Annotated in this window: 24 protein-coding genes; 10 read left to right on the forward strand and 14 right to left on the reverse strand. The window is 60.6% G+C overall.

Going from position 1 to position 25,055, the window contains the following annotated elements; all coding sequences use genetic code 11:
• From ACQ4OE_RS25495 to ACQ4OE_RS25505, 3 genes are read left to right on the forward strand one after another with little or no spacing between them, the layout of a single operon-like run.
• A complete protein-coding gene (locus tag ACQ4OE_RS25495) occupies window positions 1–1,608 on the forward strand; it encodes a carboxyl transferase domain-containing protein (protein WP_430948322.1) in 1,608 nt (535 codons plus the stop codon).
• A gap of 13 nt (window positions 1,609–1,621) precedes the next feature.
• Window positions 1,622–2,437, forward strand: a complete 816-nt coding sequence (locus tag ACQ4OE_RS25500; protein WP_430948323.1) for a gamma-carboxygeranoyl-CoA hydratase — start codon at window positions 1,622–1,624, stop codon at window positions 2,435–2,437.
• Window positions 2,437–4,386, forward strand: coding sequence for an acetyl/propionyl/methylcrotonyl-CoA carboxylase subunit alpha (locus tag ACQ4OE_RS25505; RefSeq protein ID WP_430948324.1), 1,950 nt, complete (start codon window positions 2,437–2,439; stop codon window positions 4,384–4,386). The genes ACQ4OE_RS25500 and ACQ4OE_RS25505 overlap by 1 nt, the downstream gene beginning before the upstream one ends.
• Window positions 4,387–4,425: 39 nt before the next feature.
• On the opposite strand, the gene ACQ4OE_RS25510 is transcribed toward ACQ4OE_RS25505, so the two are convergent.
• Window positions 4,426–5,085 (reverse strand): XRE family transcriptional regulator, encoded by a 660-nt coding sequence (locus tag ACQ4OE_RS25510; protein WP_122590353.1) that lies wholly within the window; start codon window positions 5,083–5,085, stop codon window positions 4,426–4,428.
• Window positions 5,086–5,215: 130 nt separating this feature from the next.
• On the opposite strand from ACQ4OE_RS25510, the gene ACQ4OE_RS25515 reads away from it, so the two are divergent.
• A complete protein-coding gene (locus tag ACQ4OE_RS25515; protein WP_122590355.1) occupies window positions 5,216–5,554 on the forward strand; it encodes a DUF6124 family protein in 339 nt (112 codons plus the stop codon).
• A gap of 143 nt (window positions 5,555–5,697) precedes the next feature.
• On the opposite strand, the gene ACQ4OE_RS25520 is transcribed toward ACQ4OE_RS25515, so the two are convergent.
• Window positions 5,698–6,009: a hypothetical protein gene (locus ACQ4OE_RS25520; RefSeq protein WP_430948325.1), complete on the reverse strand. Its 312-nt coding sequence runs from the start codon at window positions 6,007–6,009 to the stop codon at window positions 5,698–5,700.
• Window positions 6,010–6,033: 24 nt separating this feature from the next.
• Here ACQ4OE_RS25520 and ACQ4OE_RS25525 point away from each other — a divergent pair, with 24 nt between their 5' ends.
• On the forward strand, window positions 6,034–7,185 hold the full coding sequence (locus tag ACQ4OE_RS25525; protein WP_430948326.1) for a M14 family metallopeptidase: 1,152 nt from the start codon (window positions 6,034–6,036) through the stop codon (window positions 7,183–7,185).
• 98 nt (window positions 7,186–7,283) lie between these two features.
• Here ACQ4OE_RS25525 and ACQ4OE_RS25530 read toward each other — a convergent pair whose 3' ends face one another.
• The gene (locus ACQ4OE_RS25530) at window positions 7,284–7,829 is read right to left on the reverse strand and encodes a cytochrome b (protein ID WP_430948327.1); all 546 of its coding nucleotides are present in this window, start codon (window positions 7,827–7,829) and stop codon (window positions 7,284–7,286) included.
• The gene (locus ACQ4OE_RS25535) at window positions 7,826–8,932 is read right to left on the reverse strand and encodes a catalase family peroxidase (protein ID WP_430948328.1); all 1,107 of its coding nucleotides are present in this window, start codon (window positions 8,930–8,932) and stop codon (window positions 7,826–7,828) included. Before ACQ4OE_RS25535 ends, ACQ4OE_RS25530 begins: the two co-directional genes overlap by 4 nt.
• A gap of 157 nt (window positions 8,933–9,089) precedes the next feature.
• Between ACQ4OE_RS25535 and ACQ4OE_RS25540 the strand changes: the two genes are divergently transcribed.
• Both ACQ4OE_RS25540 and ACQ4OE_RS25545 read left to right on the forward strand, forming a co-directional pair.
• The gene (locus ACQ4OE_RS25540; RefSeq protein WP_430948329.1) at window positions 9,090–9,596 is read left to right on the forward strand and encodes a sigma-70 family RNA polymerase sigma factor; all 507 of its coding nucleotides are present in this window, start codon (window positions 9,090–9,092) and stop codon (window positions 9,594–9,596) included.
• Window positions 9,593–10,330, forward strand: coding sequence for an anti-sigma factor family protein (locus ACQ4OE_RS25545; RefSeq protein ID WP_430948330.1), 738 nt, complete (start codon window positions 9,593–9,595; stop codon window positions 10,328–10,330). The genes ACQ4OE_RS25540 and ACQ4OE_RS25545 overlap by 4 nt, the downstream gene beginning before the upstream one ends.
• Before the next feature lie 43 nt (window positions 10,331–10,373).
• Here the strand turns inward: ACQ4OE_RS25545 and ACQ4OE_RS25550 are convergent, their stop codons facing one another.
• The 7 genes from ACQ4OE_RS25550 to ACQ4OE_RS25580 form a co-directional block, all read right to left on the reverse strand.
• Window positions 10,374–11,309, reverse strand: coding sequence for a Csu type fimbrial protein (locus ACQ4OE_RS25550; RefSeq protein WP_430948331.1), 936 nt, complete (start codon window positions 11,307–11,309; stop codon window positions 10,374–10,376).
• Between the two features lie 26 nt (window positions 11,310–11,335).
• Window positions 11,336–13,696 (reverse strand): fimbria/pilus outer membrane usher protein, encoded by a 2,361-nt coding sequence (locus ACQ4OE_RS25555; protein WP_430948332.1) that lies wholly within the window; start codon window positions 13,694–13,696, stop codon window positions 11,336–11,338.
• A 52-nt stretch (window positions 13,697–13,748) separates the two neighbouring features.
• Entirely contained in the window at window positions 13,749–14,537 is a 789-nt protein-coding gene (locus ACQ4OE_RS25560; protein WP_430948333.1) for a fimbrial biogenesis chaperone, read from the reverse strand.
• Window positions 14,538–14,571: 34 nt separating this feature from the next.
• Window positions 14,572–15,072: a Csu type fimbrial protein gene (locus ACQ4OE_RS25565; RefSeq protein WP_430948334.1), complete on the reverse strand. Its 501-nt coding sequence runs from the start codon at window positions 15,070–15,072 to the stop codon at window positions 14,572–14,574.
• A 4-nt stretch (window positions 15,073–15,076) separates the two neighbouring features.
• Window positions 15,077–15,613, reverse strand: a complete 537-nt coding sequence (locus ACQ4OE_RS25570; protein ID WP_430948335.1) for a Csu type fimbrial protein — start codon at window positions 15,611–15,613, stop codon at window positions 15,077–15,079.
• A gap of 18 nt (window positions 15,614–15,631) precedes the next feature.
• Complete coding sequence (locus ACQ4OE_RS25575) at window positions 15,632–16,165, reverse strand: Csu type fimbrial protein (RefSeq protein WP_122590375.1); 534 nt, start codon at window positions 16,163–16,165, stop codon at window positions 15,632–15,634.
• A gap of 105 nt (window positions 16,166–16,270) precedes the next feature.
• Window positions 16,271–16,774 carry a Csu type fimbrial protein gene (locus ACQ4OE_RS25580; protein WP_122590376.1) on the reverse strand — a complete coding sequence of 168 codons (504 nt, stop codon included), beginning with the start codon at window positions 16,772–16,774 and terminating at the stop codon, window positions 16,271–16,273.
• A 288-nt stretch (window positions 16,775–17,062) separates the two neighbouring features.
• On the opposite strand from ACQ4OE_RS25580, the gene zapE reads away from it, so the two are divergent.
• Window positions 17,063–18,193 (forward strand): cell division protein ZapE, encoded by a 1,131-nt coding sequence (gene zapE, locus ACQ4OE_RS25585; protein ID WP_430948336.1) that lies wholly within the window; start codon window positions 17,063–17,065, stop codon window positions 18,191–18,193.
• 92 nt (window positions 18,194–18,285) lie between these two features.
• Entirely contained in the window at window positions 18,286–19,599 is a 1,314-nt protein-coding gene (locus tag ACQ4OE_RS25590) for a leucine-rich repeat-containing protein kinase family protein (RefSeq protein ID WP_430948337.1), read from the forward strand.
• A 161-nt stretch (window positions 19,600–19,760) separates the two neighbouring features.
• Here ACQ4OE_RS25590 and ACQ4OE_RS25595 read toward each other — a convergent pair whose 3' ends face one another.
• Entirely contained in the window at window positions 19,761–20,465 is a 705-nt protein-coding gene (locus tag ACQ4OE_RS25595) for a YebC/PmpR family DNA-binding transcriptional regulator (RefSeq protein WP_122590381.1), read from the reverse strand.
• Window positions 20,466–20,684: 219 nt separating this feature from the next.
• Between ACQ4OE_RS25595 and ACQ4OE_RS25600 the strand changes: the two genes are divergently transcribed.
• Entirely contained in the window at window positions 20,685–22,085 is a 1,401-nt protein-coding gene (locus tag ACQ4OE_RS25600; protein WP_430948338.1) for a type VI secretion system Vgr family protein, read from the forward strand.
• Between the two features lie 4 nt (window positions 22,086–22,089).
• Here ACQ4OE_RS25600 and ACQ4OE_RS25605 read toward each other — a convergent pair whose 3' ends face one another.
• Complete coding sequence (locus ACQ4OE_RS25605) at window positions 22,090–23,481, reverse strand: FAD-dependent oxidoreductase (protein WP_430948339.1); 1,392 nt, start codon at window positions 23,479–23,481, stop codon at window positions 22,090–22,092.
• A gap of 73 nt (window positions 23,482–23,554) precedes the next feature.
• Window positions 23,555–24,880 (reverse strand): MFS transporter, encoded by a 1,326-nt coding sequence (locus ACQ4OE_RS25610; RefSeq protein WP_430948340.1) that lies wholly within the window; start codon window positions 24,878–24,880, stop codon window positions 23,555–23,557.
• Window positions 24,881–25,055: the final 175 nt, after the last annotated feature.

A 25,055-nucleotide genomic window follows, 5' to 3' on the forward strand; every position in this document is an offset into this window, starting at 1 on the left:
ATGGCTACCTTGCACACTCAGCTCAATCCTCGTTCAGCGGAGTTCGCCGCCAATAGCGCAGCGATGCTGAAACAGGTCGACGCTCTGCACACCCTGCTCGCCCAAGTGGCGCAGGGCGGCGGCGCGAAAGCTCAGGAACGCCACACTTCACGGGGCAAATTGCTGCCGCGTGAACGCATCAACCGCTTGCTCGATCCGGGCTCACCGTTTCTGGAAATCAGCCAATTGGCCGCCCACGCCGTGTACGGCGAAGACGTGCCGGCCGCCGGTGTGATCGCCGGGATCGGTCGGGTCGAAGGCGTCGAATGCATGATCGTCGCCAACGACGCGACGGTTAAGGGCGGTTCGTACTATCCGCTGACCGTGAAGAAACACCTACGCGCACAGACCATCGCTCAGCAGAACCGTCTGCCGTGCATTTATCTGGTGGATTCCGGCGGCGCCAACCTGCCGCGTCAGGACGAAGTGTTTCCGGACCGTGAGCACTTCGGGCGGATCTTCTTCAATCAGGCCAACATGAGCGCGATGGGTATTCCGCAGATAGCCGTGGTCATGGGCTCGTGCACTGCCGGCGGTGCATACGTGCCGGCGATGGCCGACGAAGCGATCATGGTGCGCAATCAGGCGACGATTTTCCTCGCCGGACCGCCGCTGGTGAAAGCCGCGACCGGTGAAGTAGTCAGCGCTGAGGACCTGGGCGGTGCCGACGTGCACTGCAAGATTTCCGGGGTCGCCGACCATTACGCCGAGAGCGACGAACATGCCCTCGCCCTCGCCCGCCGCAGCGTCGCCAACCTCAACTGGCGCAAGCTCGGCGAGGTGCAGCAACGCACACCGATTGCGCCGCTGTACGCGAGTGATGAGTTGTATGGCGTGGTTTCCGCTGATGCAAAGCAACCGTTCGACGTGCGCGAAGTGATTGCGCGACTGGTCGACGGTTCGGTGTTCGATGAATTCAAAGCGCTGTTCGGCACCACCCTGGTCTGCGGTTTTGCGCATCTGCACGGCTATCCGATCGCGATTCTCGCCAACAACGGCATCCTCTTCGCCGAAGCCGCGCAGAAAGGCGCGCACTTCATCGAGCTGGCCTGCCAGCGCGGGATTGCGCTGCTGTTCCTGCAAAACATCACCGGCTTCATGGTCGGCCAGAAATACGAGGCTGGCGGCATCGCCAAACACGGCGCGAAGCTGGTAACAGCGGTGGCTTGCGCGAAAGTGCCGAAATTCACCGTGATCATCGGCGGCAGCTTCGGCGCTGGTAACTACGGCATGTGCGGGCGTGCTTACGACCCGCGTTTCCTGTGGATGTGGCCGAACGCACGCATCGGCGTGATGGGTGCCGAACAGGCCGCGGGTGTGTTGGTGCAGGTGAAGCGCGAACAGGCTGAACGTGGCGGCCAAAGCTTCAGTGCCGAGCAGGAAGCCGAGATCAAGCAACCGATTCTCGACCAATACGAAGAACAGGGTCACCCCTACTATTCCAGCGCACGACTGTGGGACGACGGCGTCATCGACCCGGCGCAGACCCGCGATGTACTGGCCCTGGCCTTGTCCGCGTCACTGAACGCGCCAGTCGAACCGAGCCGCTTCGGCGTGTTCCGGATGTGATCGGGAGAATCTCATGAGCGATTTCAACACCCTCGAACTGCACAGCGACCCACGGGGTTTTGCGACCCTGTGGCTAAATCGCCCCGAAAAGAACAACGCGTTCAACGCCGAAATGATCCGCGAACTGATCCTCGCCCTCGACAAAGTCGCCAGCGATGCCAGCCTGCGTTTCCTGCTGCTGCGCGGACATGGCAAGCATTTCAGCGCCGGCGCCGATCTGGCGTGGATGCAGCAATCGGCCGAACTCGATTACCACACCAATCTCGACGATGCTCGCGAACTGGCGGAGCTGATGTACAACCTCGCCAAACTGAAAATTCCGACCTTGGCCGTCGTGCAAGGCGCAGCATTTGGCGGCGCTTTAGGGTTGATCAGTTGCTGCGACATGGCGATTGGCGCCGATGACGCGCAGTTCTGTCTGTCGGAAGTGCGTATCGGTCTGGCGCCGGCGGTGATCAGCCCGTTTGTGGTGCAAGCCATCGGCGAACGCGCCGCGCGGCGTTATGCGCTGACCGCTGAGCGTTTTGGCGGTCAACGGGCACGGGAAATCGGCTTGCTGTCCGACAGCTATCCCGCTGCCGAGCTGGATGGGCAAGTCGAGCAGTGGATCAACCACCTGCTGCTCAACAGCCCCGCCGCCATGCGTGCCAGCAAGGATTTGCTGCGTGAAGTCGGCAATGGCGCACTGACGCCGGCGTTGCGCCGCTACACCGAAAACGCCATCGCGCGGATCCGGGTCAGCCCTGAAGGCCAGGAAGGCCTGCGTGCGTTTCTGCAAAAGCGTCCACCGAGCTGGCAAGCCGCAACCACCACCAAGGAGTCGCGTTGATGAGCGCACCTGTTCTCACCACCCTGCTGGTGGCCAACCGCGGCGAGATCGCCTGCCGCGTGATGCGCACCGCCAAAGCTTTGGGCCTGACCACCGTCGCCGTGCACAGCGCCACCGACCGTGAGGCGCGCCACAGCCGGGAAGCGGACATTCGCGTTGACCTGGGCGGCAGCAAAGCCGCCGACAGTTATTTGCAGATCGACAAGTTGATCGCAGCGGCCAAGGCCAGCGGCGCACAGGCCATTCATCCGGGCTATGGCTTCCTGTCGGAGAACGCAGGGTTTGCCCGTGCTATCGAAGCGGCCGGGCTGATTTTCCTCGGTCCGCCCGCCTCGGCCATCGACGCCATGGGCAGCAAATCCGCCGCCAAAGCGCTGATGGAAACCGCTGGCGTGCCGCTGGTGCCGGGCTATCACGGCGAAGCGCAGGATCTCGACACCTTCCGCGATGCCTGCAAACGCATTGGTTATCCGGTGCTGCTCAAAGCCACGGCTGGCGGCGGTGGCAAGGGCATGAAAGTCGTCGAGAATGTCAGCCAGCTAGCCGAAGCCCTCGCCTCGGCCCAGCGAGAAGCGCAGTCATCGTTCGGTGATTCGCGGATGCTCGTGGAGAAATATCTGCTGAAACCGCGTCATGTGGAAATCCAGGTGTTCGCCGATCAGCATGGCAATTGCCTGTATCTCAATGAGCGCGACTGCTCGATCCAGCGTCGTCACCAAAAAGTCGTTGAAGAGGCGCCGGCACCGGGCCTGACGGCGGAGCTGCGGCGGGCAATGGGTGAAGCGGCGGTGCGTTCGGCGCAAGCGATTGGTTATGTCGGCGCCGGCACCGTGGAGTTTTTGCTGGATGCGCGTGGCGAGTTTTTCTTCATGGAGATGAACACGCGCTTGCAGGTTGAGCACCCGATCACCGAGGCCATCACCGGCCTGGATCTGGTGGCCTGGCAAATCCGCGTGGCCCGTGGTGAAGCGCTGCCAATCAGTCAGGAGCAGGTGCCGCTCAACGGCCATGCGATTGAAGTGCGCTTGTATGCCGAAGATCCTTCGAATGATTTTCTGCCGGCAACCGGGCGACTGGATTTGTATCGTGAGTCTGCAGACGGGCCTGGGCGTCGAGTCGATAGCGGGGTTGAAGAAGGCGATGAAATCTCGCCGTTCTACGACCCGATGCTCGGCAAGCTGATTGCCTGGGGCGAGGATCGTGAACAAGCACGCCTGCGTTTGCTGAGCATGCTGGATGAATTCGCGATTGGTGGCTTGAAGACCAACATCAACTTCCTGCGGCGGATCATTGCGCACCCGGCGTTTGCGGCCGCGGAGTTGGATACCGGGTTTATTCCGCGGTATCAGGAGCAATTGCTGCCGGCTCTAGGAGAGCTGAGCGATGGCTTCTGGAATGCGGCGGCGCAGGCGTTTGCGCAGAGTTTGCCTCGGCTTGCACGCACGGATGATCCTGCTTCGCCGTGGTCGCAGAACAGCGGATTGCGCGCTGGTCTTCCCCGGGAAATCAGCCTGCATTTGAGTTGCGAGGGGCAGGATCGAGCGTTGACGTTGAATACTGCTGAAAACGCCAGACTGGCAGGCGAAGAACTCATCGTTGAACACGAAGGCGTACGTCGCACATTCCGTGCTATCCGCCAAGGCAATGCGCTGTATCTGCAATGGGAAGGTGAGTTGCGTCGAATCGAGACGTACGACCCGATCGGCGCCGTCGAAGCCAGTCACAGTCATCAAGGTGGACTGACCGCGCCCATGAACGGCAGCATTGTTCGGGTATTGGTCGAAGCCGGGCAATCAGTCGAGGCCGGCGCGCAGCTGGTGGTGCTCGAGGCGATGAAAATGGAGCACAGCATCCGCGCGCCCCATGCTGGAGTGATCAAAGCGCTGTATTGCCAGGAAGGTGAAATGGTCGGCGAAGGCAGCGCTTTGGTTGAACTGGAAGCAGTGTGAAAGGAGGATCGATCCTACGCCTGGCGAGGATCGATCTGACTAATAACGCGCCGTTGCCTGAACCACCACGCCGATGATTCGACATTCTTCGGTGAACAGGGTTTTCGGCCAGGTCGGGTTGAGCGGCACCAGATAACGCTGGCCGCTCTGCTCGTCGAGCTTGCGGAAAACCGCTTCGTCACTGCCCGGCCACTGGGCAATCACCAGTTTGCCCGGCACGGCTTCCGCCTCTGGATCGACCAGAATCAGCATGCCTTCGGCAACGCTTTGGCCAGTGGGCGCGGTCATCGAATCCCCCGTCACCGTCAACCAGAACGCCGCGCCACGGGCATGGTAATCCGTCAGTTCGAAACGCTGCTTATCCGATGCCGGGGTGTAAGCCGACTGCCCGCTCTCGCGCACCTCGCAGGGTGTACGCCAGTCACTGACCGGGTAGCGGAAGTACGGGTTGTACTTCTGCGCCAACGGCATGTCGTCTTCCGGCACCAGTGGCGGTTCGCGGATCACCAGCACCACTTCGAGGAAATCCATGCCCAGTGCCTGCAGCACGCGGTTCATCTCCGTGATACCGGGTTCGCGACGTTTGTTCAGCCAATGACCGATCCCGCCTTGGGACATGCCGACGCGCTCTCCGAGCTCTGTTTGAGTGATTTTGAGTTCACTCATCTTGGCCTTGACCAACTCAATCCATTTATCCATGTGCGGCACCTTACGCGGACGCCTTCGGCCAGCAAAACACATATTGTAGTATTTAAATTCTGGTCACAACTACGTCTCGTATTATGCTGAGGACACGGATTTTTCATCGCACAAGGAGTGACTTCTCATCATGAATATCAGCAGCAAAGACTTGCCCGATCTGCAAATGGACACCACGTTCACCTCGCCACAAGGCAACGCTGCGGCGCAGCGAGCGCTGGACTATTACTTGAAACCAGCTGTGTCAGAACCCGAGGTTGATGAACGTTTTTTCGACGTCAGAAGCCATCTCAGTGGCGAGGAAGCGCTGGTGCATGCTTCGGATCTGTTGCGCTGTGCGGCTGCCACTGCGTTCAAGGCAGCCGAAAACCTGCAGGGCGCGAGTCGCGACCTGGCGTTTTCTGTGGTGCATATGGTGGATATGGCGCGGGCGATGGTCGACCACTCGCTCGATGGCGAAGAAGCCTGAGGAACGGGAGTTGGCACGGATGGGAAAGATTTCCCCATCGCGCAGATAAAAACATTTGACTTGCAAATGATAATGATTATTATTGCAAGCAGCTGGTCGCGAGATCAGTCGATGGACCAGAGACCTTAGGTCGGTCTTCTGGACTATCTCCTCATCAGGCTAATCACGGTTTTTGACCCGGCTTTTTGCCGGGTCTTTTTTTTGCCCGTTTTTCGGGCTTTTGGCTTCAGGCTAATGAAGTCTTTAGGTGCTGCAAATTCGATGGCGCGGATAATATCAAAAGAATATCGGTTGGCAAGCCGAGCCCGGCTGCATTGGGTCAAACTAATGACAATTAGCACTTGAGAATCAATCGCATAATCTCTAAGCTGCGTCCGCGTCATGGAGGACGCCCCCGCCACAACCCCGCAATTCCCCTCGGTTTCAGCCCATCCAGCGTGTAAAGTAACGGCCATAAAAATCATATTCAGGAAGCGATTATGACCGTGGCCAAATCTTCGTTCGACATCAGCGCCAATTTCGACAGCGGCAACATTCAAGTCATCGATATCAGCAATCCGCTCAATCCGGTTCTGGCCATCCGCCCGGATACGCGCAGCGCCCATTTTCAGTGGTTCCACTTCAAGGCCAGCGGCCTGCATGTTCATCAGGAACACTGGTTTCGTTTGGTCAACGCCAGCCAATCCTCCTACAACAAAGCCTGGACCGGCTATCAAGCGGTCGCTTCCTACGACCACGTCAACTGGTTCCGCATTCCAACCAGTTTTGAGGGTGACAGCCTGCGCTTTTGCCTCGAAGCCGAGCAGACCCACGCCTGGTTTGCCTACTTCGAACCCTACAGCCGTGGCCGGCACGACTGGCTGATCGAGCAGGCGCTGAGCAAGGCCGGCACCGAACTATTGGCCACCGGTAAAAGCGTTGAAGGCCGTGACATTCAACTGCTGCGCAAAGGCACCGGCGCCGAAGGACAACGCAAAATCTGGATCATCGCCCAGCAACACCCGGGCGAGCACATGGCCGAGTGGTTCATGGAAGGCGTCATCGAAAGCCTGGAAAAACACGACGATCCCGTGCTGAACAAACTGCTGGCCAGCGCCGATCTGTACCTAGTGCCCAACATGAACCCGGACGGCGCCTTCCACGGCCACCTGCGCACCAATGCGATGGGTCAGGACTTGAACCGCGCCTGGCAGAACGCCAGTCAGGAAGTCAGCCCCGAGGTACTTTTCGTACAGCAGCAAATGGAAAAGTATGGCGTCGATCTGTTCCTCGACGTACACGGCGACGAGGAAATTCCCCACGTGTTCACCGCCGGTTGCGAAGGCAACCCGGGTTACACGCCGCGCATCGAGAAGCTCGAAGAGCACTTCCGCAGCCACTTGAAACACACCACCAAAGATTTTCAGACCAAGTACGGCTACACCCGCGATGAACCGGGTCAGGCCAACATGACCCTGGCCTGCAACAGCGTCGGCCAGAAATACGACTGCCTGTCGCTGACCCTGGAAATGCCGTTCAAGGATCACGACGACCATCCCGACAAAGAAACCGGCTGGTCGGGCAAACGCTCGAAACAATTGGGCAAGGACGTTTTGACCACCCTCGCCGACATGGTCGATACCCTGCGCTGATCCCCTCCCCCGCGCGCGCAAAAAGATCGCAGCCTGACTGCGATCTTTTGCTTTCTGGCGCCCTCTGCTGACGTTAACCAGCCAGGGCACAGAAGGGATCAGCTGCGATCGCGACCGCGCAACATGCTGTCGAGCACTTCATCGCGGCGAACCCAGCCATGAAACAGCGCCGCCGCCAAATGCAGCAGGACCGTCAGAAACAGCAGATACGCCAGATAGCCATGGGCCTTGCGCAGTAGCGCAAACAGCTGTGCATCCGCTGGCACAATCGACGGCAGTTGCAGTGTAGTGCTGAGCATCACCGGCTCGCCGGAAGCACTGATCATCGCCCAGCCAAGCAGCGGCAACACCAGCATCAACCCATACAACAAAAGATGCGAAGCCTTGGCCGCCAACACTTGCCAGTCCGGCAGATCCGCTGGCAGCGGTGGCTGGCGCGTGGTCAGACGCACCAGCAGACGCACGATCACCAGCACCAGAATGGCGATCCCCAGCGGCTTGTGCAGATGAATCAGCCATTCATGTCGGGACGACACCGACGTCACCATCCCGGCGCCGATAAACAGCATGGCGATAATCATCAACGCCATCAGCCAATGCAGCAGACGCGCCAACAGCGCGAAATGAGTCGGTTGAGTTCTCATGGTCGAGCCTCCTGTTTCGCGGCGGGCAACTGGCTGACTTCGCTGGTGCGACGCAGGTAAGAGTCCGCGTAGCCGGCAGAACGCGCGGCGAGCAACGGATCGTCGGTGCCTTGGATGCCGGCAGGCAGGACCAGCGGATCGTAATTGATGTCGCGGCACTCGCCGCTCAACTGTGGCTGGGTTCTCTCCAGAACCAGCGTACCGGCGTTCAACACTTTGCGCCCGGCAGGCCAGGTTTTACTCGCGTCGTTGACCGGGTCATCGGGGTTGGCCAAGGTGAGGTTCAACTGAAAGCGCAGTGGCGCAGCGGCCAGTCGTTGCACCAGATCTTTCTCGAGAAAATCACCGCCCTCAGGGGCGCTGGCACCGGCGGCATCTTTAGCCAACGGTGTCATGCTCCAACGCACGGCCTGCTTCTTGCCGCTGGCATCGACCAGGTAAAACGCATTGACGCTGTTGTAGGTTTCGGTGGCGTAACTGGCCGAAGGCTTGGCGGTTTTTACCCAAGTCAGAAACGGCACGGCTTCCGGGTGCGAGGCAAAGAATGCCGGCACTTTGCTTGGGTCCGGTTTACCGGTCGCGGGGTCCGGTGACTGCGCCTGCTGCAACTGATAGAACGCCTCGGGCGTACCGACCGGGAACACCGGCATGCTGTTCATCCCGGTGCGCCATTGCTGGCCGTTGGCCTGGGTAAAACGCAGGGCCAGACTGCGGATCGGCACGCTGCTGTCCGGCGCATACGGATTTCCCGCCGGCAAAGCAAAACGTCCGACCACCGGAGTCTGCGGCTCATTGAACACCTGCGCGACCGAGAACGCCCGCGCCTCACCACTGCTTTCAAAATGGCCGATCACGCACACGCCCTTGGCGTGGTTGCGACGAAATCCGGGATGCACGCCGTTGTTCTTTTCCAGCACATCAACCAACGCTTTGGGCGTCAGACGCTGTGGGTCAAAGTTACCGTGAACGTATGCAAACGCCCCGGCTACCGCAGCGACAACCACGGCGATAGCGCCCAGGCGCAGTATCAGGCTCGCAGCACTCAGCGGCGGACGCTGCGGCTGGCCGGGCGGCGCCACATTGGGGGATGAGCGATCAACCATGAAAAACTCCAGGGCCATCGGCCGCAAGTGGGAAGAATCAGCAAGACGCGCCTCGTCGAGGTTTATTCCACGGCCCGGTATTTATTTTTCCGAACGTGGAATAACCTGCCACGGTGGACGTCTCCCTAGTCCACAGCGTAGTGACTAGTAGAATTTCATGAGCGAATTCGACGAACAGTTGAAAGAAATCATTCCCAGATTGCGCCGCTTTGCCGTGTCATTGACGCGCAACAGCAGCAGCGCGGACGATCTGGTGCAGGCGAGCCTTGAACGGGCCCTGTCGAGTTGGGGCGACAAACGCGCCGACGGTGACCTGCGCGCCTGGCTGTTTGCGATCCTGTACCGGCAATTTCTCGATGCCCATCGCCGTTCGCGACGCTATGCGCGGATGCTCGAGTTCTTCACCGGACGTGACGATGCCGAACCTTCGGTGGAGCGCACCGTGATCGCCCAGTCGACCCTGCAAGCCTTTGATCGATTGCCCACCGAACAGCGCGCTCTCCTGTTGATGGTCTCGGTGGAAGGCCTTTCCTATAAAGAGGTCGCCGAGATCCTCGGCGCCCCGATCGGCACCGTGATGTCGCGCCTGTCCCGCGCCCGCCAGGCCTTGCGCCAACTCAGCGACGGCGAAATCAGCAGCCCTTCTTTGCGGATACTCAAATGATCAGCCTGCCTCCCAACGAGCATGACCTGCATGCTTACGTCGACCACCAGCTCAGCGACGCCGACCGGCGTGTGCTGGAAACCTGGCTGGCCAGCCATCCCGACGCAGCCGCACAAGTGCGCGCCTGGCAACAGGATGCGCAGCAATTGCGCGCTGCACTCAGCGGCGCCTTGCAGCAACCGGCCAATCCGGCGCTGGATCCGACGTTGATTCGTCAGCGCCGCCAGCGCCAGTCACGCCGCCATCTGGCCAGTGCGGCGGTGTTGCTGATCGCTGTCAGCGTCGGCGGTTTCAGTGGTTGGCAAGCGCGCGAGATGACCCTCGTGCGCCCTTCCCTGTTACCGATGACCGATGCGCTGCAGGCCTATCGCCTGATTGCCCAGCAAGGCCTGTTACCGGCCGACTATAAGGTCGACAGTGACGGCAACATGCAGGATTGGCTCGATCGTTATTTCACCCGGGTCAGCCGCTTGCCGGATCTGAAATCGGCCGGGTTTGAGCCGGTGAGCGGGCGTTTGCTGAGTACCGATGAAGGGCCGGCAGCGATGGTCATGTATGAGGATCGCAGTGGGCACAAAGTCAGTTTTTACGTGCGTCCGCCAGGGCCGAAAAATACGTTTTTACCCCGTGGTAGCCGCAGTGATGGAGATTTGCAGGCAGAGTACTGGTCGGCTGGCGGGTATAACTACGCGGTGGTCAGTCCGGTCGAACTCAAACCTTCCCTGCAATTTTGAAAACACTGCGGCCCCCTGTGGGGAACAGGGATTATCAAAACGGTCAGAAACCCACATCCAGCACCACATTGTCCAGATAAGTCCCCGCTGGCGGCGTGGCCTGATCGGTGTAGATCTTCGCGTTGTAATTGAAGATCTGGCTGCCGGTGCCAAGCCCGTTGCCGGGATTGACCTCAGCGTCGCTACTCGCCCGGCGTCCAGTGCCCACGCTGCCCCAGCGCGTCGTACCCGCACTTTTGAAGATGTCGTAAGCCAGATAATTGCTCCCGGAAATCATCCGCCGCCGGCCGCCGACGCTGACCGCGTTCTGCCCGTCGCTCAGGCCCACGGTGTAGGCGCTGCCCTTGGTGCAGGCCAGGTTGATGGTCTGCCCGGTCACCGGGGTGAATGCGCTGACCACCGGCGCACTGCCAAAGGCAATGTTCGGCGCGGTAATCGTGCAGTCGTTGGACACCGTCAGATTCACCGTCAACGAAGTCGTGCCGTTGGCGATATCGCGACCTACGCAAATAGCGCCGATACCGATCCCCGAACAGTAATTCCAGTTCCAGAAAATGCTCAGGGTCTCGGTGTACACCCCGGCGGCGACGTTGCTGCCAATCGTGGTGCCGAGGTACAACGGCACGGTTTTCGGTGTCGTGCCGTTGAGCAGGCCCAAGGCATCAATGATCCCGTTGCGCGCAAAGTCATAGGCGGTGCCACGGGTCAGCGGATAACTGGTGCTGTTATTGGCGTAGATCGTGTAGCCGATGACGTCACCGGTCGGCCCGACCAGACCACTCTGCGTCGATGAAACGGTGCCCCAGAAGTGGTCATTGCTGGTCAGCAACGACAATAACGAACCGGTGCAACTCAACCCGGCATTCAGTGTGGAACTGGGCTGCGCGGTCGTGCGCACGGCAATCGAACTGAGCGCACCGAATGCCGCAGGCGTCGTACTGACAACCGAGCACAACGCGTGCGCTGCTCCCGGCAACATCAGCGTTATCCATAGCAAACCCCTGATCACTGGCACACCAACGGCCCGATCAGTGGCACCTGATTCTGATTCATGTCGACACTGAACTGCGCTCGACAGGTTGCTCCATCGGCGAGCGTCACCAGCAGCGAGTTCTGCGCCGCAAGGTTCTCCAGGTATACCAGACCGTCCCAACCGACCACCGTGTTCGTGCCGCTCTGCTCATGCAACACGCCAGCGCCGAGCGGTAATTCGTGCTGTTGAGCGTCGACCAGAACGATGCTCGCGGCGATCACTTTACTCAGCGGAAACTCCAGCAGATAGCCACTGCCACGGCGCACGGCAATGCGCTGCTCGACGTTAGGGCTGCGCACATTCGGCGGCAGGTTCAGCGGATCGATCTCATATTTGCCGCGGTAATAAGCGCTGCTCCATGGCACGAGCAGATGGCCGTTCTTATCCGTCTGACCAACCTGCTGATTCTCGTAGCGCACAGGAATATCGGCGAAGCCATCAGTGCTGACCACCACAAAGGCGTCGTCGATCCGGTTGGCGGCGAACACTTGCTTATCCATCCACACCAGCGAACCACTGGCGTCGGCCCAGCGGGTTTCGGCGTCGGCCGTGCCGTAAACACCGGCCTGCAATTGCACCGATTGCAAACGCCAGGTCACGTCGGCCTGACGGTAATCGGCGCCGTCACCTTTGGCATAACCCAGATTGAACCCTACACCGCCCTCGCTCGGTACTGCGCGGCTGTAGTTGACCCGCTGCTGGGTTTGTCCACTCTTGCTGCGCTCGCTGCTGATCGCCAGGCTACCGCGCAGATCGAACGGGATCACCAGTTGCGCCTGCACCGCCCAGTTGCTGTCGCCGATCTCGCGGTTGGCCGACAGGTAGAAACTGCTGTTGCGCCACAGCGGTTTGCTCCAGCTCAGATTGAGCAAGCGAGTGCGCGAATCATCCGCTGCGCGCACATCGAAATAACCCGCACCGAGGCTGCCCCAGCGGTCGAGATTGAGACTCAAGGTCGCCTGTTCGCTGCGGCGGCTGAGGCTGATGTACGGAGTGTCGACCACGGTCAGGTCGGCGTATTGATCGTGGCGTTGCAAGCGCTGGTAAGAAAAGCTGAAGCGTTGATTGCTGTACTGATAGCCGAGGCTCAGTTGCTCACCGCCCTCGCCCTCGAAACGGCTCTGGCTGATCGCGCTGTTGAGCACACCGAAGTTGCCCATGCGAAGGTTGCCACCGAGGCCACCGAGGGTCAGCGAGTCGGACGCTTCGGCATGACTTTCGAGGGTGAAGCTGTCGCTGACGCCATAACGCAGACTGCCGGACGTGACTCCCGGGCCATAATTGAAATCCTTCAACCCGTAATCACGGCGCAAGGTCCCGGCGGCTACCGAAAAATCACTCAGGCCCTTTTGCAACAAACTGCTGGTGACGTAGAACGGCACCGTGGTCGACACTTGTCGGCCCAAGGCATCGGTCGTCACCACGACGGCTTCGCCGGCACCGTTGATGAACGGAATGTTGGTCAGTGTGTACGGGCCGGGTTGCAGATCGGCGCTGCTGGACTTGTAGCCATTGATGAACAAGTCTACCGAGGACGGTACCGCCGCTTCGCCTGCAAACTGAGGCAGCGGATAGGTCACCAGGTCCGGGCGCACGGCAAAGTCACGAGAGAACTGCACACCGCCCAAACGTACTGAACTGCTCCACGGCAACGCGCCGCTGATCACATCACCGGCCTCGTAGGTGAGCATTCGCTCATCATCGGAGTAACGCCAAGTGGTGTCGTAACGCAGGTAACCGTTGTTCATCGAATTGAAGGAATCAGCACTGGACAACGTACGTCGATATTGCCCGGTGTTGGACAGCGTGCCCCAACTGTCGAACACCCGCACTTCGTTCCACGCCGCCAGATAGGTGCCGGCATCGTCGGTGTCGTTTAGATAGAGATCATAGTTGAACAGCGCGCCGAAACTGCTGAGCGCCGGGGTGCGCGGATACGCCTGTCGATTGCCGATGAATTGTTCCGGCAGCCAGTCCGCTGGCACTTGCAACAACAGGCGCTGGCCGACACCGTCGTATTCACTGTGCAGCCCCGCCAAGCTGTCGAGATCGACTTCGCTACCGGTGCCATCGGGCAGTTTCATCCCGGTTTCGCGCAACGCCGCCGTCGGCACAAACAAGCGCCCACCACGCTGTTCCACCGCCACCACCCGCCCGGTATTCATCTGGTTGACCACCAGTTCCAGAAACAACTGAGCATCACTGACAGCCTCCATGCCGCTGGGCGGTGGCGGCAGATCGCCGGCCCCGGATGGTTGAACGAACACCAGGCAACACGCGCCGGTCACAAGCCACAACGGATGCTGAAGACGACGAACCCATAACGGGCTCATACACGTTTGACGTCCGTCAATGGACCTGATCCTCCTGAAACCACTGGCTCAATCAGCGTGCCGGGGTAATGCTCTGCACCTGTGCTGCACCGTTGACCCGAACCTGCAGCGCCGAATCACCCGCGAGCGATCCCGGTGCCGGCCAGCGCATCACCGCCCCCGGCAGCACATAACCGAGCAAGCCTTCCGCCAGCGGTTTGTTCTGCGCGCCTTGCTTGATCGCCACATCGGTCAACCGCGCATGCACGGCGCCTTGATTGCGCACTTCCACATACGGTTTGCCGTCCACCGCCACCGTGCGCCAGCTCAGCTGTGGCAAACCCACACCTTTGGGATCGCGTGGACGGGTGCTGTCTTCCTTGCTCCAGAGTCCCGCACCGTAGGCAAACAACGGCACCGAGTAACGCATTTGAAAGCGGATCGCGGCGGCGGTCTTGCCGCCTTCGGCAGAGGCCGGTTGAGCGGAGGGAATTTCATCGATGATGATCCGGTAGGCCAGTTCCTGTCCCGGCGGCACATCCTTGGTCCGGGTCAGACGCACCAGTTGTTTTTGCCCCGGTTCGATCCTGGCCACTGGCGGGCTGCCGATCACATCGCGCTGGTTCTGGTATTGCTCCTCGAAGCCGCTCTGGCTCCAGCCGAACACGCGGATCTGCAGGTTGGCGGTTTCATTGCCGCGATTTTCCAGCCACAACGCGCTGGCCTGTTGATCGGCTTCCAGCACCGGATCAATCGGCCAGATCAGCACCGAACTGGCGGCACAGGCAGTGCCCGTCGCCAGCATGACCAGCGCCAACATCGCACCCTGCACGAGCGAATGCCGTGACATAACTGCCCCCATAAACCTGCTCCTTGTCGACCATTCAACCTTTGCGTTACCACGACAGTTGCACCTGCAACACATCGCTGTACGTCCCTCCGGGCTGATTGCCCGGCAACTGCACCTGACCGTAAATCGGGAGGCGGATGTTGTTCGCATCGCTATAGGCCACCGCCACGCTCTGACCGATACCCAGACTCTGGCTGTAAGCAGCATCGCGAAACAGCGCATACGCCACCCGCGCACTCCCGCTGTTGACCTGCATATGCCGGCCGCTGCTGTTGTACTGGCCGCCATCGACACTCATGTTCAACGTCACCCCCGGTGTGCATTGCAACTGCACACCACCGGTCAGCGCGACCTGCACCGTGCCAGTGGCCAAGGCTGAACGAGTGCCGAAATTCAATCCGCCATAGTTCGACACCCCACCCACCACCAGACACCCCGACGTGACCGTGGCACTGACCTGAAAGCTCTGGCTGGTCGCCGCCGTCAGCGGCAGCGGCGCACTGCCCGCACAGAGCAGGAGCAACGCGGCACACCCCTCGCGACGCATGGCATCAGAACGTCAGTTCAACAGCGACCGTGTCGGTGTAAGTCCCCGCCGGCAAACCCGCCTTGCCCACGGCCTGACCGTAGATGTTCACGGTCTGCGCCACGCCGGTACTGGCGGCGAGGTTGATCGTGCCGTCGATGGCCAGCAGTTGCGAATGCCCGGCGTCGGTGTACAGGTCGTACGGCACGTAATTGGCGACACCGTCGTACAGCGCTCGAGTGCCACCGGGTGACTTACCGTCGTTGGCCCCGGCGCGCACCTTGACCGTCGGCGTGGTGCCGCTGGAGCAGAGGATCGACAACGCACCTCCGCCGCCACCCAGCACTTGCCCGGTCGCGGTGGTAAACAGACTGTTGGCGGTGCCGAAGTTCAAGGCACCGAAGTTCAGCCCGGTCGAGCCACCCGCGCCGTTGACCTGACAACTGCTGGTCAGGATCAGGCTGGAGGTGATCTGGCCAGTCACGGTGGTGGCGGCATGAGCGCTGGAAACCAGTGTCAGGCCAAGCAGCGACATACCTATCCTTGAAGCAATCCTACGCATGGTGTCCGTCCTCTAGGGTTACCAGTCGAGCGTCACCGTCAGCGTGTCGGTGTAGACACCTGCCGGAACCGCGCGGGTATTCGCCACCACCGAGCCAAATACCGGAATGGGTATCTGCGCACCGCTGGTGACAGCGAAATTGTGTTGTTGGCCGATGCTGTAGCTGCGCACGCCAGAGGGATCGACGAACAATTGATAGGGGATGGTCTGGCGGCCATTGCTCAGGCGCCGGGTATTGCCGTCACCGTGAGTGCCGCCGTCGATGGTGACGGTGAAGCCGGTGACCGAGGGGTTGCAGGCAACATTGAGTCTGCCGCTGCTGTCGCTGTCGAGACTGGCCTTGATCGGCGCATTCCAGGTCGGGCCCTGCTGGCCGAAATCGAGGGTTCCAAGTTCACCGACCGGGCTGGCGGGATTGCTGGCGTTAGTGACTTCGCAGCCAGCGATCAGGGTCAGTCGCGCATGGATCTGCCCGTTGACCGCTGCTTGCGCATCATCCGCGATCAACGCCAGCGTCCCTGCCGCTACGACTATCCAGTGCTTGCCTGTCATTGTGTCCGTCCCTACTCCTTCAGTGACTCCAAACCACGCGCTCAGCATTGAACGCCCTTCCTTGCGCAATCCGTATCCAGCGGATTGCCAATCGAAACTCCACGATCACCAGGTCACGGTCACTTTGACCAGGTCCGAATAGCGACTGACCTGCGGCACTTCGGCGAGGCGTTCGATCCTCGCGTACAACGGCAACTCCACTGTGCCGCTGTCGGGCACTCGCCCACTCACGGGCACGTCTACAACCAAAGGTACGCGGCGCGCTGCGTCCTGATACAAGCGATAAGGAATCGGCTTGCTACCCGCCGAACCGGCCATGTAACGAACCTCACCTACCCCGCCGTGCAAACCGCCGTCGACGCGCATCTGATACGGCGTGTCCGGGTTGCATTCCAGCCGCGGCAATCGACTCTGGACCAGCGCCGCACTCAATGGCCCGGCCGGGTCATCAAGCCGTGCCGTACTGCCAAAATCCAGCACGCCCAACTGTTCGATACCGGCGTCACGCTGCTGGCCGATCAACTGGCAGCCCCGCTGCACATCGACCCGCACTTCAACTTGAAGATCCGCTGCGTACACAGGCGCAACCAACACACCCAGCAGGCCCATGACCGCTCTTGCCTTCACTGCCTCTTTCCTTGTGAGGAATCGCTAGCATCGTCGTAGCTGTGTTTCAGGTTAGCAACGCGGGAAGATTCCGCCAGTCGATTGGATCCACAGAACGTCCGACATATGTTTCGAAAGGTTGGCAATACGTGGAAAAATCCTCGTGGTTGCAATGTTGTTCAGTGATCGCCCACTCTCGCGTCATTGCAGTAGAAGGTCGAGGTCGCCACTGGTTAAACTGATGCCCCGCGCTCCCGGGAGCCGGACTGACCCACACGGAGTAAGCCAACAGTGCCCGCCCGATTGCCCCAACGATCTCGCCTGAGCCAACGCTGGTCGGCGCTGCGCCGCGTGTTCGGCAAGGGCATTGCCGCCAGCGCCGGGCATGACGCCAGCGCGCAATCGATCCGCGATTATTTCCGGCACAAGGCCCACCACCTGGGTTACACCCTCAGCCACAGTCAACTGCGAGTTATCGACTGCATGGCGCAGCAGGCCAGTCTGTTGTTCGCTGCCACGGCGCAAACACCGCCGAGCCTGTACCTGTACGGCGGTGTCGGGCGCGGCAAGAGCTGGCTGCTCGATGGCTTCTTTGAAGCGCTGCCGACAGCGCAGAAACAGCGCCTGCATTTCCATGAATTCTTCGCGAAATTGCATCAGGGCATGTTCAGCCATCGCGAACAGGAGGATGCCCTCGCCGCCACTCTCGACGACCTGCTGGACGATTGCCGGGTGCTGTGTTTCGACGAATTTCATGTGCATGACATTGGTGACGCGATGCTCATCACTCGACTGTTCAAAGCGTTGTTCCAACGAAAAATCCTGCTGCTGGTGACGTCCAACTATGCACCGGAAGGGCTGCTTCCCAACCCGCTCTATCACGCGCGATTCAAACCGGTGATCGAGCTGATCAACGCACAAATGCAAGTAATGGAAGTGGGTGGCCCGCATGATTACCGCAGCCAGGCGCGCCACCATGCACATCAAGTGTTCACTCACGGCCACTATGTGTGGCCGGGCACGCCGGCTCAGCGGCAAGCCATGGATCTGCCGCCGCAGGATGCCCCAGCCCTATCACTGGCAGTCGGCACACGACAGTTTCAGGCTCGCCTGTGCGAAGGCCGGCGCGTCGCTTTCACCTTTGCAGACCTGTGTGAACAACCGACGGCGGTGATGGACTATCTGGAACTGTGCAGGCGTTTCGATCAGTGGATCATCGACGATTTACCGCTGCTGGACGACTGCTCGATTGCCGCGCAACAACGCTTCATCAACCTCATCGACGTGCTCTACGATCAGGACAAACACCTGACGCTTCTCGGCCAACGATCGCTAGGCGAAAGCCTGGGTGGCGATGCGATTGACCTGGCGCGCACGCGCAGCCGGTTGGGCCAACTGCAAGTCATCCACGCCCCCGCCTGACACATCCACGCTCCCACAGGGGATTGCGCTGCCGCTATCATGTCGTCCATTCCAGCGCCTTGCGCTTGCCCCTTTCAAAAGCGAATACCCACATGCACACCCTTGCTCAATTGCGCGCCGGCGAGTTGTCAGGCATTACCCGACTGGATCTGTCTTGCGGATTGACCGAATTCCCGCGGGAAATTTTCGAGCTGGCCGAGTCACTGGAAGTGCTCAACCTCAGTGGCAATGCCTTGAGCAGCCTGCCCGATGATCTGCATCGACTGACCCGCCTGCGCGTGCTGTTCTGCTCCGACAACCAATTTACCGAGCTGCCGCAATGCCTCGGCCAATGCACTGCACTGACGATGATCGGCTTCAAGGCCAATCGCATCGTCGAGGTGTCTGGAGCCGCGCTGCCGCCACTGCTGCGCTGGTTGATCCTGACCGACAACTGCATCGAGAGCCTGCCGACACAACTGGGCGAACGCCCCTACCTGCAAAAACTCATGCTGGCCGGCAATCGTCTGAAGGCTTTGCCGCCGTCGCTGAACCAGTGTCATCGGCTGGAGCTGATTCGCATCGCCGCCAACCAACTCAGCGAACTGCCACAGTGGCTGCTGACCCTGCCGAGCCTGACGTGGCTGGCCTATGCCGGTAATCCGCTGGAAACCGAAGCCGATGCCGCCGCGTTGCAAGCGACGCCATTGATCGACTGGGCGGCGCTGCGTCTGGAGCAGCAACTCGGCGAAGGCGCTTCCGGGGTGATCTCCCGGGCAATCTGGCAACGTGCGGACGGCTCACTGAAACCGGTGGCGGTGAAGCTGTACAAAGGCGAAATGACCAGCGACGGCTCGCCGCTGCATGAGATGAATGCCTGTATCACCGCCGGGTTGCACGCCAATCTGATTGGCGTGTTGGGGCGCATTCATGGCCATCCCGAGGATCAGCAAGGATTGGTGATGCAATTGATCGATCCAAGCTTTCGCAACCTCGCCGGCCTGCCCAGCCTGGCTTCCTGCTCGCGGGATGTATACGCCGATGACTGCCGGTTCAGCGCCGACGTGGCGCTGAACATCGCCAGAGGTATCGCCTCGGCGGCCGGGCATCTGCACCAGCAAGGCATCACCCATGGCGATCTTTACGGGCACAACATTCTGTTGAATGAGCGCGGCGAGTGTTTGTTGGGGGATTTTGGCGCGGCGTCGTTCCATGCCGTTGAGGACAGCCCACAGACACGGGCGCTGCAACGCATTGAAGTGCGGGCGTTCGGGATTTTGCTGGGTGAATTGCTGGCGCGGACCGACTCGGGGTTGAGTGATGAACGACGTTGGGCGCTGGAGACGCTGGAGCAGCGTTGCTGTCAGGCGGATGTGCTGGCGCGACCAGGCTTCAGTGAAGTGCTGCGAGACCTTGAAAACCTGTGACCGCTGCGCGGTCAATCGCTAGCAAGGCTAGCCCCCACATTGGAATGCATTTCAATCTGGGAGCCGCAGAGACTGATGCCTCCCACACAGGATCTGTGGTGATCACAAATCCTTGTGGGAGCTAGCCCTGCTAGCGATGGGGCCATCACTGACGCAGCAAATCAGCCCGCCAGACCGACGAACATGTCTTGCACGTCGTCATGGTTGTCGAGGCCTTCGAGGAAGGCTTCGACTTCAGCCATTTGCTCGTCGCTCAAACCGCTGACCGGGTTCTTTGGCTGATAGCCCAGTTTGGCCGACAGCACGGTGAAGCCCTGCTCTGGGAGGGCTTTCTGCACCGAATCCAGGTCGGTCGGATCGGTCAGGAAAAGGGTCGCGCCCTCTTCACCGGCTTCAAAATCCTGCGCGCCGGCTTCGATAGCGGCCATTTCCGGATCGGCGTCCGGGGTGTCTGGCGACGCTTCGATCATGCCGACGTGGTTGAAGTCCCAGGCCACGGAGCCGGAAGCACCCAGTTGACCCTTGCGGAACGCCACACGGATTTCCGCGACGGTGCGATTGATGTTGTCGGTAACGCACTCGACGATCAGCGGCACTTGGTGCGGGGCAAAACCTTCGTAGGTGACGCGATGGTATTGCACGGTTTCGCCCAGCAGGCCAGCGCCCTTCTTGATCGCGCGATCCAGGGTTTCCTTCGGCATCGAGGCTTTCTTGGCCTGTTCGACCACCAGTCGCAGGTGTGCGTTGGTGGCGGTATCGGCACCGTTGCGCGCAGCAATGGTGATTTCTTTCACCAGTTTGCCGAAGATCTTGCCCTTGGCGTTAGATGCCGCTTCTTTGTGTTTAACCTTCCACTGTGCGCCCATTACTCACTCTCTTGATCTGTGGCGCCGAGACATCTATTGGCCGACGCGTGGCGCCAAGTTTATACGGCCTAAAGTTGGCAATCGACCAAAAAATCCAATGGGAAATCGACATCTTCGCCGGCACTTGTAGGGCGATTCTGAAAACACCCTTTGTCGTGACCATTCTGCGCCGCGGTTTCGTACCCTCTGAACCCCGTATTGCCTGACAGAGCCGCTCAAATGCTCAACGACAAGGAAAGTCCGTTCACCCTGACCCTGACCGACAGCGGACTGTGCCTGCCAGTCCTGCGCTTTGACGGTGAGGAAGCGCTCAACCAGCCGTTCCATTTCAACATCGAGTTGATCGGTCTTACACCAGCCGTGGCGCCGGCGACGTGGTTACATCAACCGGCGTTTCTGCGTCTGAATGACCACCACGGGATTCACGGCATCATTCACAGCAGTCGCTGTGAACATCGCGGCACGCACCGGATCGGCTACCGAATGGTCTTGGTACCGCACCTGCAACGCTTGGCGCAACCGCTCAGGCGCCGGGTATTCATCGAGCGCAGCGTGCCGCAGATACTCCAGCAGTTGCTCGACGACAACGCCCTGCTGCCGGAGCATTACCGGCTCGAGATGAGCGTGGGCCTGTATCCGCAGCGGCCGTTCTGCATTCAGTACGAGGAAAGCGATCTGGCGCTGCTGCAACGGCTGTGCGAGGAAGAAGGCATTCACTACCACTTCGACCATCAGGCGGAGGGTCATGTCGTGGTGTTTGCCGATGACAGCCTGAGCCTGCCACAAGTGCCGACGCTGCTGCCGTTCCGGGTTGATAAGCAAACCCCGTCGCCCTCGCTCAGCTTGCTGTATCAGCACCACCACGCCGCCCCCATTGCGATGTTGCCCACCATTCGCAACCGCGGACAGCGAGCGGTCCGGGAAGACGCCGCCAATCAGACTTCGCCGCACCCGGCGCCGCCGGTGGTCGCGCCGATCGAACAGCGCCATGCGCAACAACTCAGTCGCCGACACCTGGAGCGACAGCGTTGCCAGCATCGCTCGATTCAGGGGCGCAGTGACGGCATCGGTTTACTCAGCGGAGGCCTGCTGCAAGTGACCGAGCACCCCATCAGCCATTTCAACGAACAATGGCTGATCACCAAAATGCGTCATCACGGCCAGCATCCGTCGATTCTCGATCCCCTGCCGACGGTCCATCGCTATTACAACGACTTCACCGCCCAGCCGTGGTCGACTGACTTTCGCCCGCCGCTCAAACAGCCACGTCCGAATATCGGCGGCTATCACCTTGCGCAAGTGCTCGGCGTCCCCGGGCAACCTGCGCCTCTGGATGAACAGGGCCGCATTGCGGTGCGGCTTTGGCCTGAGCAGCAAGAGCCTGGCGCTGAAACCGAGGCGATCTGGTTACCGGTGGCCATGGCCCGGGCCACTGGCCGTCTCGCCCCAGAAGAATTGTCCTGTGCCGGCAGCGAGGTGTGGGTGAGTTTCCTCGACAGCGATCCGGACCGCCCGATCCTGTGCCTCGTCAGCCCGCAACATCGGGAACCCCGGAAGAGCGCGCCCGCGCCCGACGAGGGTTTACTGCTCGACTGGCTGGTCAATCGCGCCAGATACTAACGGCTCAGCCCTTGTCGGCCTTGCCCGCCGCGGCGGCGAATTTCGCCAGGCGCACGTCCAGGTGCCGAGGTCGGTGGCCGTGGTCTTCGGCGCGCTCCTTTCGGCGGATGGCGTTGCGCACCATCAACGAGCCGAGATAACGAATCGGCTCCGGCGGAAAATAACCCAGCGGCCCGTTGACCAACGGCGAGCGCGTCCACGGATTGTCCAGCCCCTGCACCAGCGCGGCGAGAATCTGCCCGCCCATGTGACACGGGCCGACGCCGCTGCCGGAATAACCGAAACCGTAGAAGACATTGCCGCTGTTGCTCATCTGCCCGAAGAACGGCAAACCGGTGACCGAACGATCCGAGGGGCCATTCCAGGTGGCGTCGACCTTGACGTCGGCAAACGCCGGGAAAAAATCGGCAAGACTGCGCTTGAGCAATCCCGCGTAAGGCGATGGCTGATCGAACACTGGCAGCATGCGCCCGCCATACGCGAAGGTGTTACCGCCCTTGCCGAGCATGATCCGACCGTCCGGGGTGTTGTGGTAGTAGTGCACGAAAATCCGCGAATCGAGTACGGTGACGCCACTGGTCAAGCCGATTTCCTGAAGCAATTCCGGGCGCGGTTCAGTGATAAGCATGTCGCTGGAAACAATCGCCACGCTGCGCTCGAACTGCGGGAAGGCGCGGGCCATCCAGGCGTTCATCGCCAGCACCACGCGATCAGCGAGCACATTGCCGTTCGCCGTTTGGATGCGCGCCGGACGCCCCTCCTCCAGGCCGGTCATCGCCGTGTTTTCGTGAATGATGACGCCCAGTTGCAGCGCCACCCGGCGCAAGCCGCGCACCAGTTTTCCCGGTTGCACGCTGGCCGCTGCCGGCGAAAACCAGCCTTCAAGATGTTTGTCGGAACCGGCCATGCGCTGCACGTCGGCCAGCGGACGCTGGCTGAACGAGTTGATGCCGTTGCGCTCCAGCGCCGCGATCACCGCGTCCGTCGAGCCGACCTGCGCGCGGTTGGTGGCGGTGTACAAGGTGCCGTCGAGACGGTAATCGGCATCGACGCCGTACTGCTCGCAGAACTCGCCGATGGCATGGATGCTGCGCTCCGATTCCTTGACCAGACGCACCGCTTCCTCGACACCGAATAAACGTTCCAAGGTGAAATACTTGGCCGACCACGACAACGCGCAACCACCGTTACGCCCGCTGGCACCGGCGCCGCAGATGTCCGCTTCGATCAGCCGCACATCAAGTTCGGGGTTCTGCTGTTTGAGCATGATCGCCGTCCACAAACCGGTGTAACCGCCACCGACGATGCACACGTCGGTGCGCACTTCGCCTTGCAGCGGCGGGCAGGTGTCGGACGTATCAGCCTGCAGGGCCTGCTCCAGCCAAAACGGTCTCATGGGTTTTCTCCAGTCAGATGGCCACGGCACAGCCTGCCGCAAACGCCGCAGCAGGCCACGAGGCAAAGGGGTTTCAGGAACGCAGGGGTTTGATCGTCAGCGGGCAATTGGGAATGGAGGCGCGCGGTTCCATTACGCCAACCGGGCGGCTGTTCCAGTGCGGAATCAGCACCAGAGCCGAGAACAAGGCGCAACCGGCGAAGACGATAAACACCGTCACCGTATCGAAATAGCCGGGCAGCAAACCGCCAAGCACTGCGCCGACCGAACCGCAGCCGTTAACGAAACCTGCCGCCGTGGCGCCAGCCTTGGCCTTGCCGAAGTCGATGGCGGCGGCGCCGCTGATCATCGAATCCGGGCCGTAGAGGGTCAGGCCCATGACGAACAACAGCGCCACCACGATGATCACGCTACCGGACTGCAACGCGGCCATGAACAGCGCCAGCGTCACGGTCAGTGCGAGCAAGCTGATCACGCACGCCGGCATACGGCGGGCGCCGAACAGTTTGTCCGAGGCCAGACCGATCATGATCGGCCCGAGCAGACCAGCGAGTTCAAACGAGGTCGGAATGATCGCCGCGCCGACTTTGCCGACACTGGGCATTTGCTCGAAGACAATCACCGGGCCCCACAACAGAATCGCGTAACGCGCCGGTTTCAACATGAAATACGCCAGGCCCAAAACCAGCACCGTGCGGTTGCGCAGGATTTCCTTCAACGGCTCCCAAACGCTGAGTTTACTGTTGGCTTCGGTTTCTTCCGCCGTCAGCTCGGGTTCCGGCTCGACCGCCGGCAGGCCGACGTCTTCCGGTTTATTACGTTGAAAAATAAAGAACACCACCGCCACCACGGCAACCACCACCGCGCTGGAGATAAACGCCGCGTGCCAACTGCCGACCAGCGTATACGCCCACCAGCCAGCGAACGGCGACGCCACCAGACCGCCAAAGGCGTAGCAGGAACTCCATAACCCGAGGACCCGTCCGCGCTGTTGTGCAGGAAAGAAACTGCCGAGGTTTTTACACAACCCCGACCATCCCGTTGATTGCGCCAACCCTTGAATCAACATGCAGGTGGCGAAGATCGGCAGCGTGGCGTAACTGCCCATCACCAGCGCTGCGGCGGCGGAAATCAGCAAACCGCCGAGCACCACGACCCGTGGGCCAAAGCGGTCGGCCAGCATGCCCCAAGTGAATTGGCCGATGGCATACGCCGCCAGATAGATGGCGTCGAGGTTGGCCATGGCCATTTTGTCGAGCATGAAGCTGGGGTCTTCAGCGATGCCGAGTTTGGCCACCGAAAACGCCTTGCGGGTGAAGTAGAAAGCGGCGTACGCGAGCCAGGTGACAGCGAAGATCTGCACGCGCCAACGCGCAATGGTGCCGATGTGCTTGTTCATGGTGGTTCTGACCTCAGGGTGTGAGTGTGCCGGCAGAATCGTTAAGAAAAACGCCTGTGTTTTTATTGTTGAGCACTGCGATATCACCGCTTCCCTAGCGTGATATCGGTCAGATGAGTCCTGCTGTTGCACGCACAGGCTCATCGCCGACCCTGCTGCCCGACCGGACAGTCAG

Origin of the sequence: Pseudomonas sp. WC2, assembly GCF_050586545.1 — a bacterium.
GTDB lineage: Bacteria > Pseudomonadota > Gammaproteobacteria > Pseudomonadales > Pseudomonadaceae > Aquipseudomonas.

What these genes read in the sequence shown, in the direction of transcription:
- ACQ4OE_RS25495 (WP_430948322.1), top strand. Translation starts at nt 1, where the DNA reads ATGGCTACCTTGCACACTCAGCTCAATCCTCGTTCAGCGGAGTTCGCC.
- ACQ4OE_RS25500 (WP_430948323.1), top strand. Translation starts at nt 1,622, where the DNA reads ATGAGCGATTTCAACACCCTCGAACTGCACAGCGACCCACGGGGTTTT.
- ACQ4OE_RS25505 (WP_430948324.1), top strand. Translation starts at nt 2,437, where the DNA reads ATGAGCGCACCTGTTCTCACCACCCTGCTGGTGGCCAACCGCGGCGAG.
- ACQ4OE_RS25510 (WP_122590353.1), bottom strand. Translation starts at nt 5,085, where the DNA reads ATGGATAAATGGATTGAGTTGGTCAAGGCCAAGATGAGTGAACTCAAA.
- ACQ4OE_RS25515 (WP_122590355.1), top strand. Translation starts at nt 5,216, where the DNA reads ATGAATATCAGCAGCAAAGACTTGCCCGATCTGCAAATGGACACCACG.
- ACQ4OE_RS25520 (WP_430948325.1), bottom strand. Translation starts at nt 6,009, where the DNA reads ATGGCCGTTACTTTACACGCTGGATGGGCTGAAACCGAGGGGAATTGC.
- ACQ4OE_RS25525 (WP_430948326.1), top strand. Translation starts at nt 6,034, where the DNA reads ATGACCGTGGCCAAATCTTCGTTCGACATCAGCGCCAATTTCGACAGC.
- ACQ4OE_RS25530 (WP_430948327.1), bottom strand. Translation starts at nt 7,829, where the DNA reads ATGAGAACTCAACCGACTCATTTCGCGCTGTTGGCGCGTCTGCTGCAT.
- ACQ4OE_RS25535 (WP_430948328.1), bottom strand. Translation starts at nt 8,932, where the DNA reads ATGGTTGATCGCTCATCCCCCAATGTGGCGCCGCCCGGCCAGCCGCAG.
- ACQ4OE_RS25540 (WP_430948329.1), top strand. Translation starts at nt 9,090, where the DNA reads ATGAGCGAATTCGACGAACAGTTGAAAGAAATCATTCCCAGATTGCGC.
- ACQ4OE_RS25545 (WP_430948330.1), top strand. Translation starts at nt 9,593, where the DNA reads ATGATCAGCCTGCCTCCCAACGAGCATGACCTGCATGCTTACGTCGAC.
- ACQ4OE_RS25550 (WP_430948331.1), bottom strand. Translation starts at nt 11,309, where the DNA reads ATGTTGCCGGGAGCAGCGCACGCGTTGTGCTCGGTTGTCAGTACGACG.
- ACQ4OE_RS25555 (WP_430948332.1), bottom strand. Translation starts at nt 13,696, where the DNA reads ATGAGCCCGTTATGGGTTCGTCGTCTTCAGCATCCGTTGTGGCTTGTG.
- ACQ4OE_RS25560 (WP_430948333.1), bottom strand. Translation starts at nt 14,537, where the DNA reads ATGGGGGCAGTTATGTCACGGCATTCGCTCGTGCAGGGTGCGATGTTG.
- ACQ4OE_RS25565 (WP_430948334.1), bottom strand. Translation starts at nt 15,072, where the DNA reads ATGCGTCGCGAGGGGTGTGCCGCGTTGCTCCTGCTCTGTGCGGGCAGT.
- ACQ4OE_RS25570 (WP_430948335.1), bottom strand. Translation starts at nt 15,613, where the DNA reads ATGCGTAGGATTGCTTCAAGGATAGGTATGTCGCTGCTTGGCCTGACA.
- ACQ4OE_RS25575 (WP_122590375.1), bottom strand. Translation starts at nt 16,165, where the DNA reads ATGACAGGCAAGCACTGGATAGTCGTAGCGGCAGGGACGCTGGCGTTG.
- ACQ4OE_RS25580 (WP_122590376.1), bottom strand. Translation starts at nt 16,774, where the DNA reads ATGGGCCTGCTGGGTGTGTTGGTTGCGCCTGTGTACGCAGCGGATCTT.
- ACQ4OE_RS25590 (WP_430948337.1), top strand. Translation starts at nt 18,286, where the DNA reads ATGCACACCCTTGCTCAATTGCGCGCCGGCGAGTTGTCAGGCATTACC.
- ACQ4OE_RS25595 (WP_122590381.1), bottom strand. Translation starts at nt 20,465, where the DNA reads ATGGGCGCACAGTGGAAGGTTAAACACAAAGAAGCGGCATCTAACGCC.
- ACQ4OE_RS25600 (WP_430948338.1), top strand. Translation starts at nt 20,685, where the DNA reads ATGCTCAACGACAAGGAAAGTCCGTTCACCCTGACCCTGACCGACAGC.
- ACQ4OE_RS25605 (WP_430948339.1), bottom strand. Translation starts at nt 23,481, where the DNA reads ATGAGACCGTTTTGGCTGGAGCAGGCCCTGCAGGCTGATACGTCCGAC.
- ACQ4OE_RS25610 (WP_430948340.1), bottom strand. Translation starts at nt 24,880, where the DNA reads ATGAACAAGCACATCGGCACCATTGCGCGTTGGCGCGTGCAGATCTTC.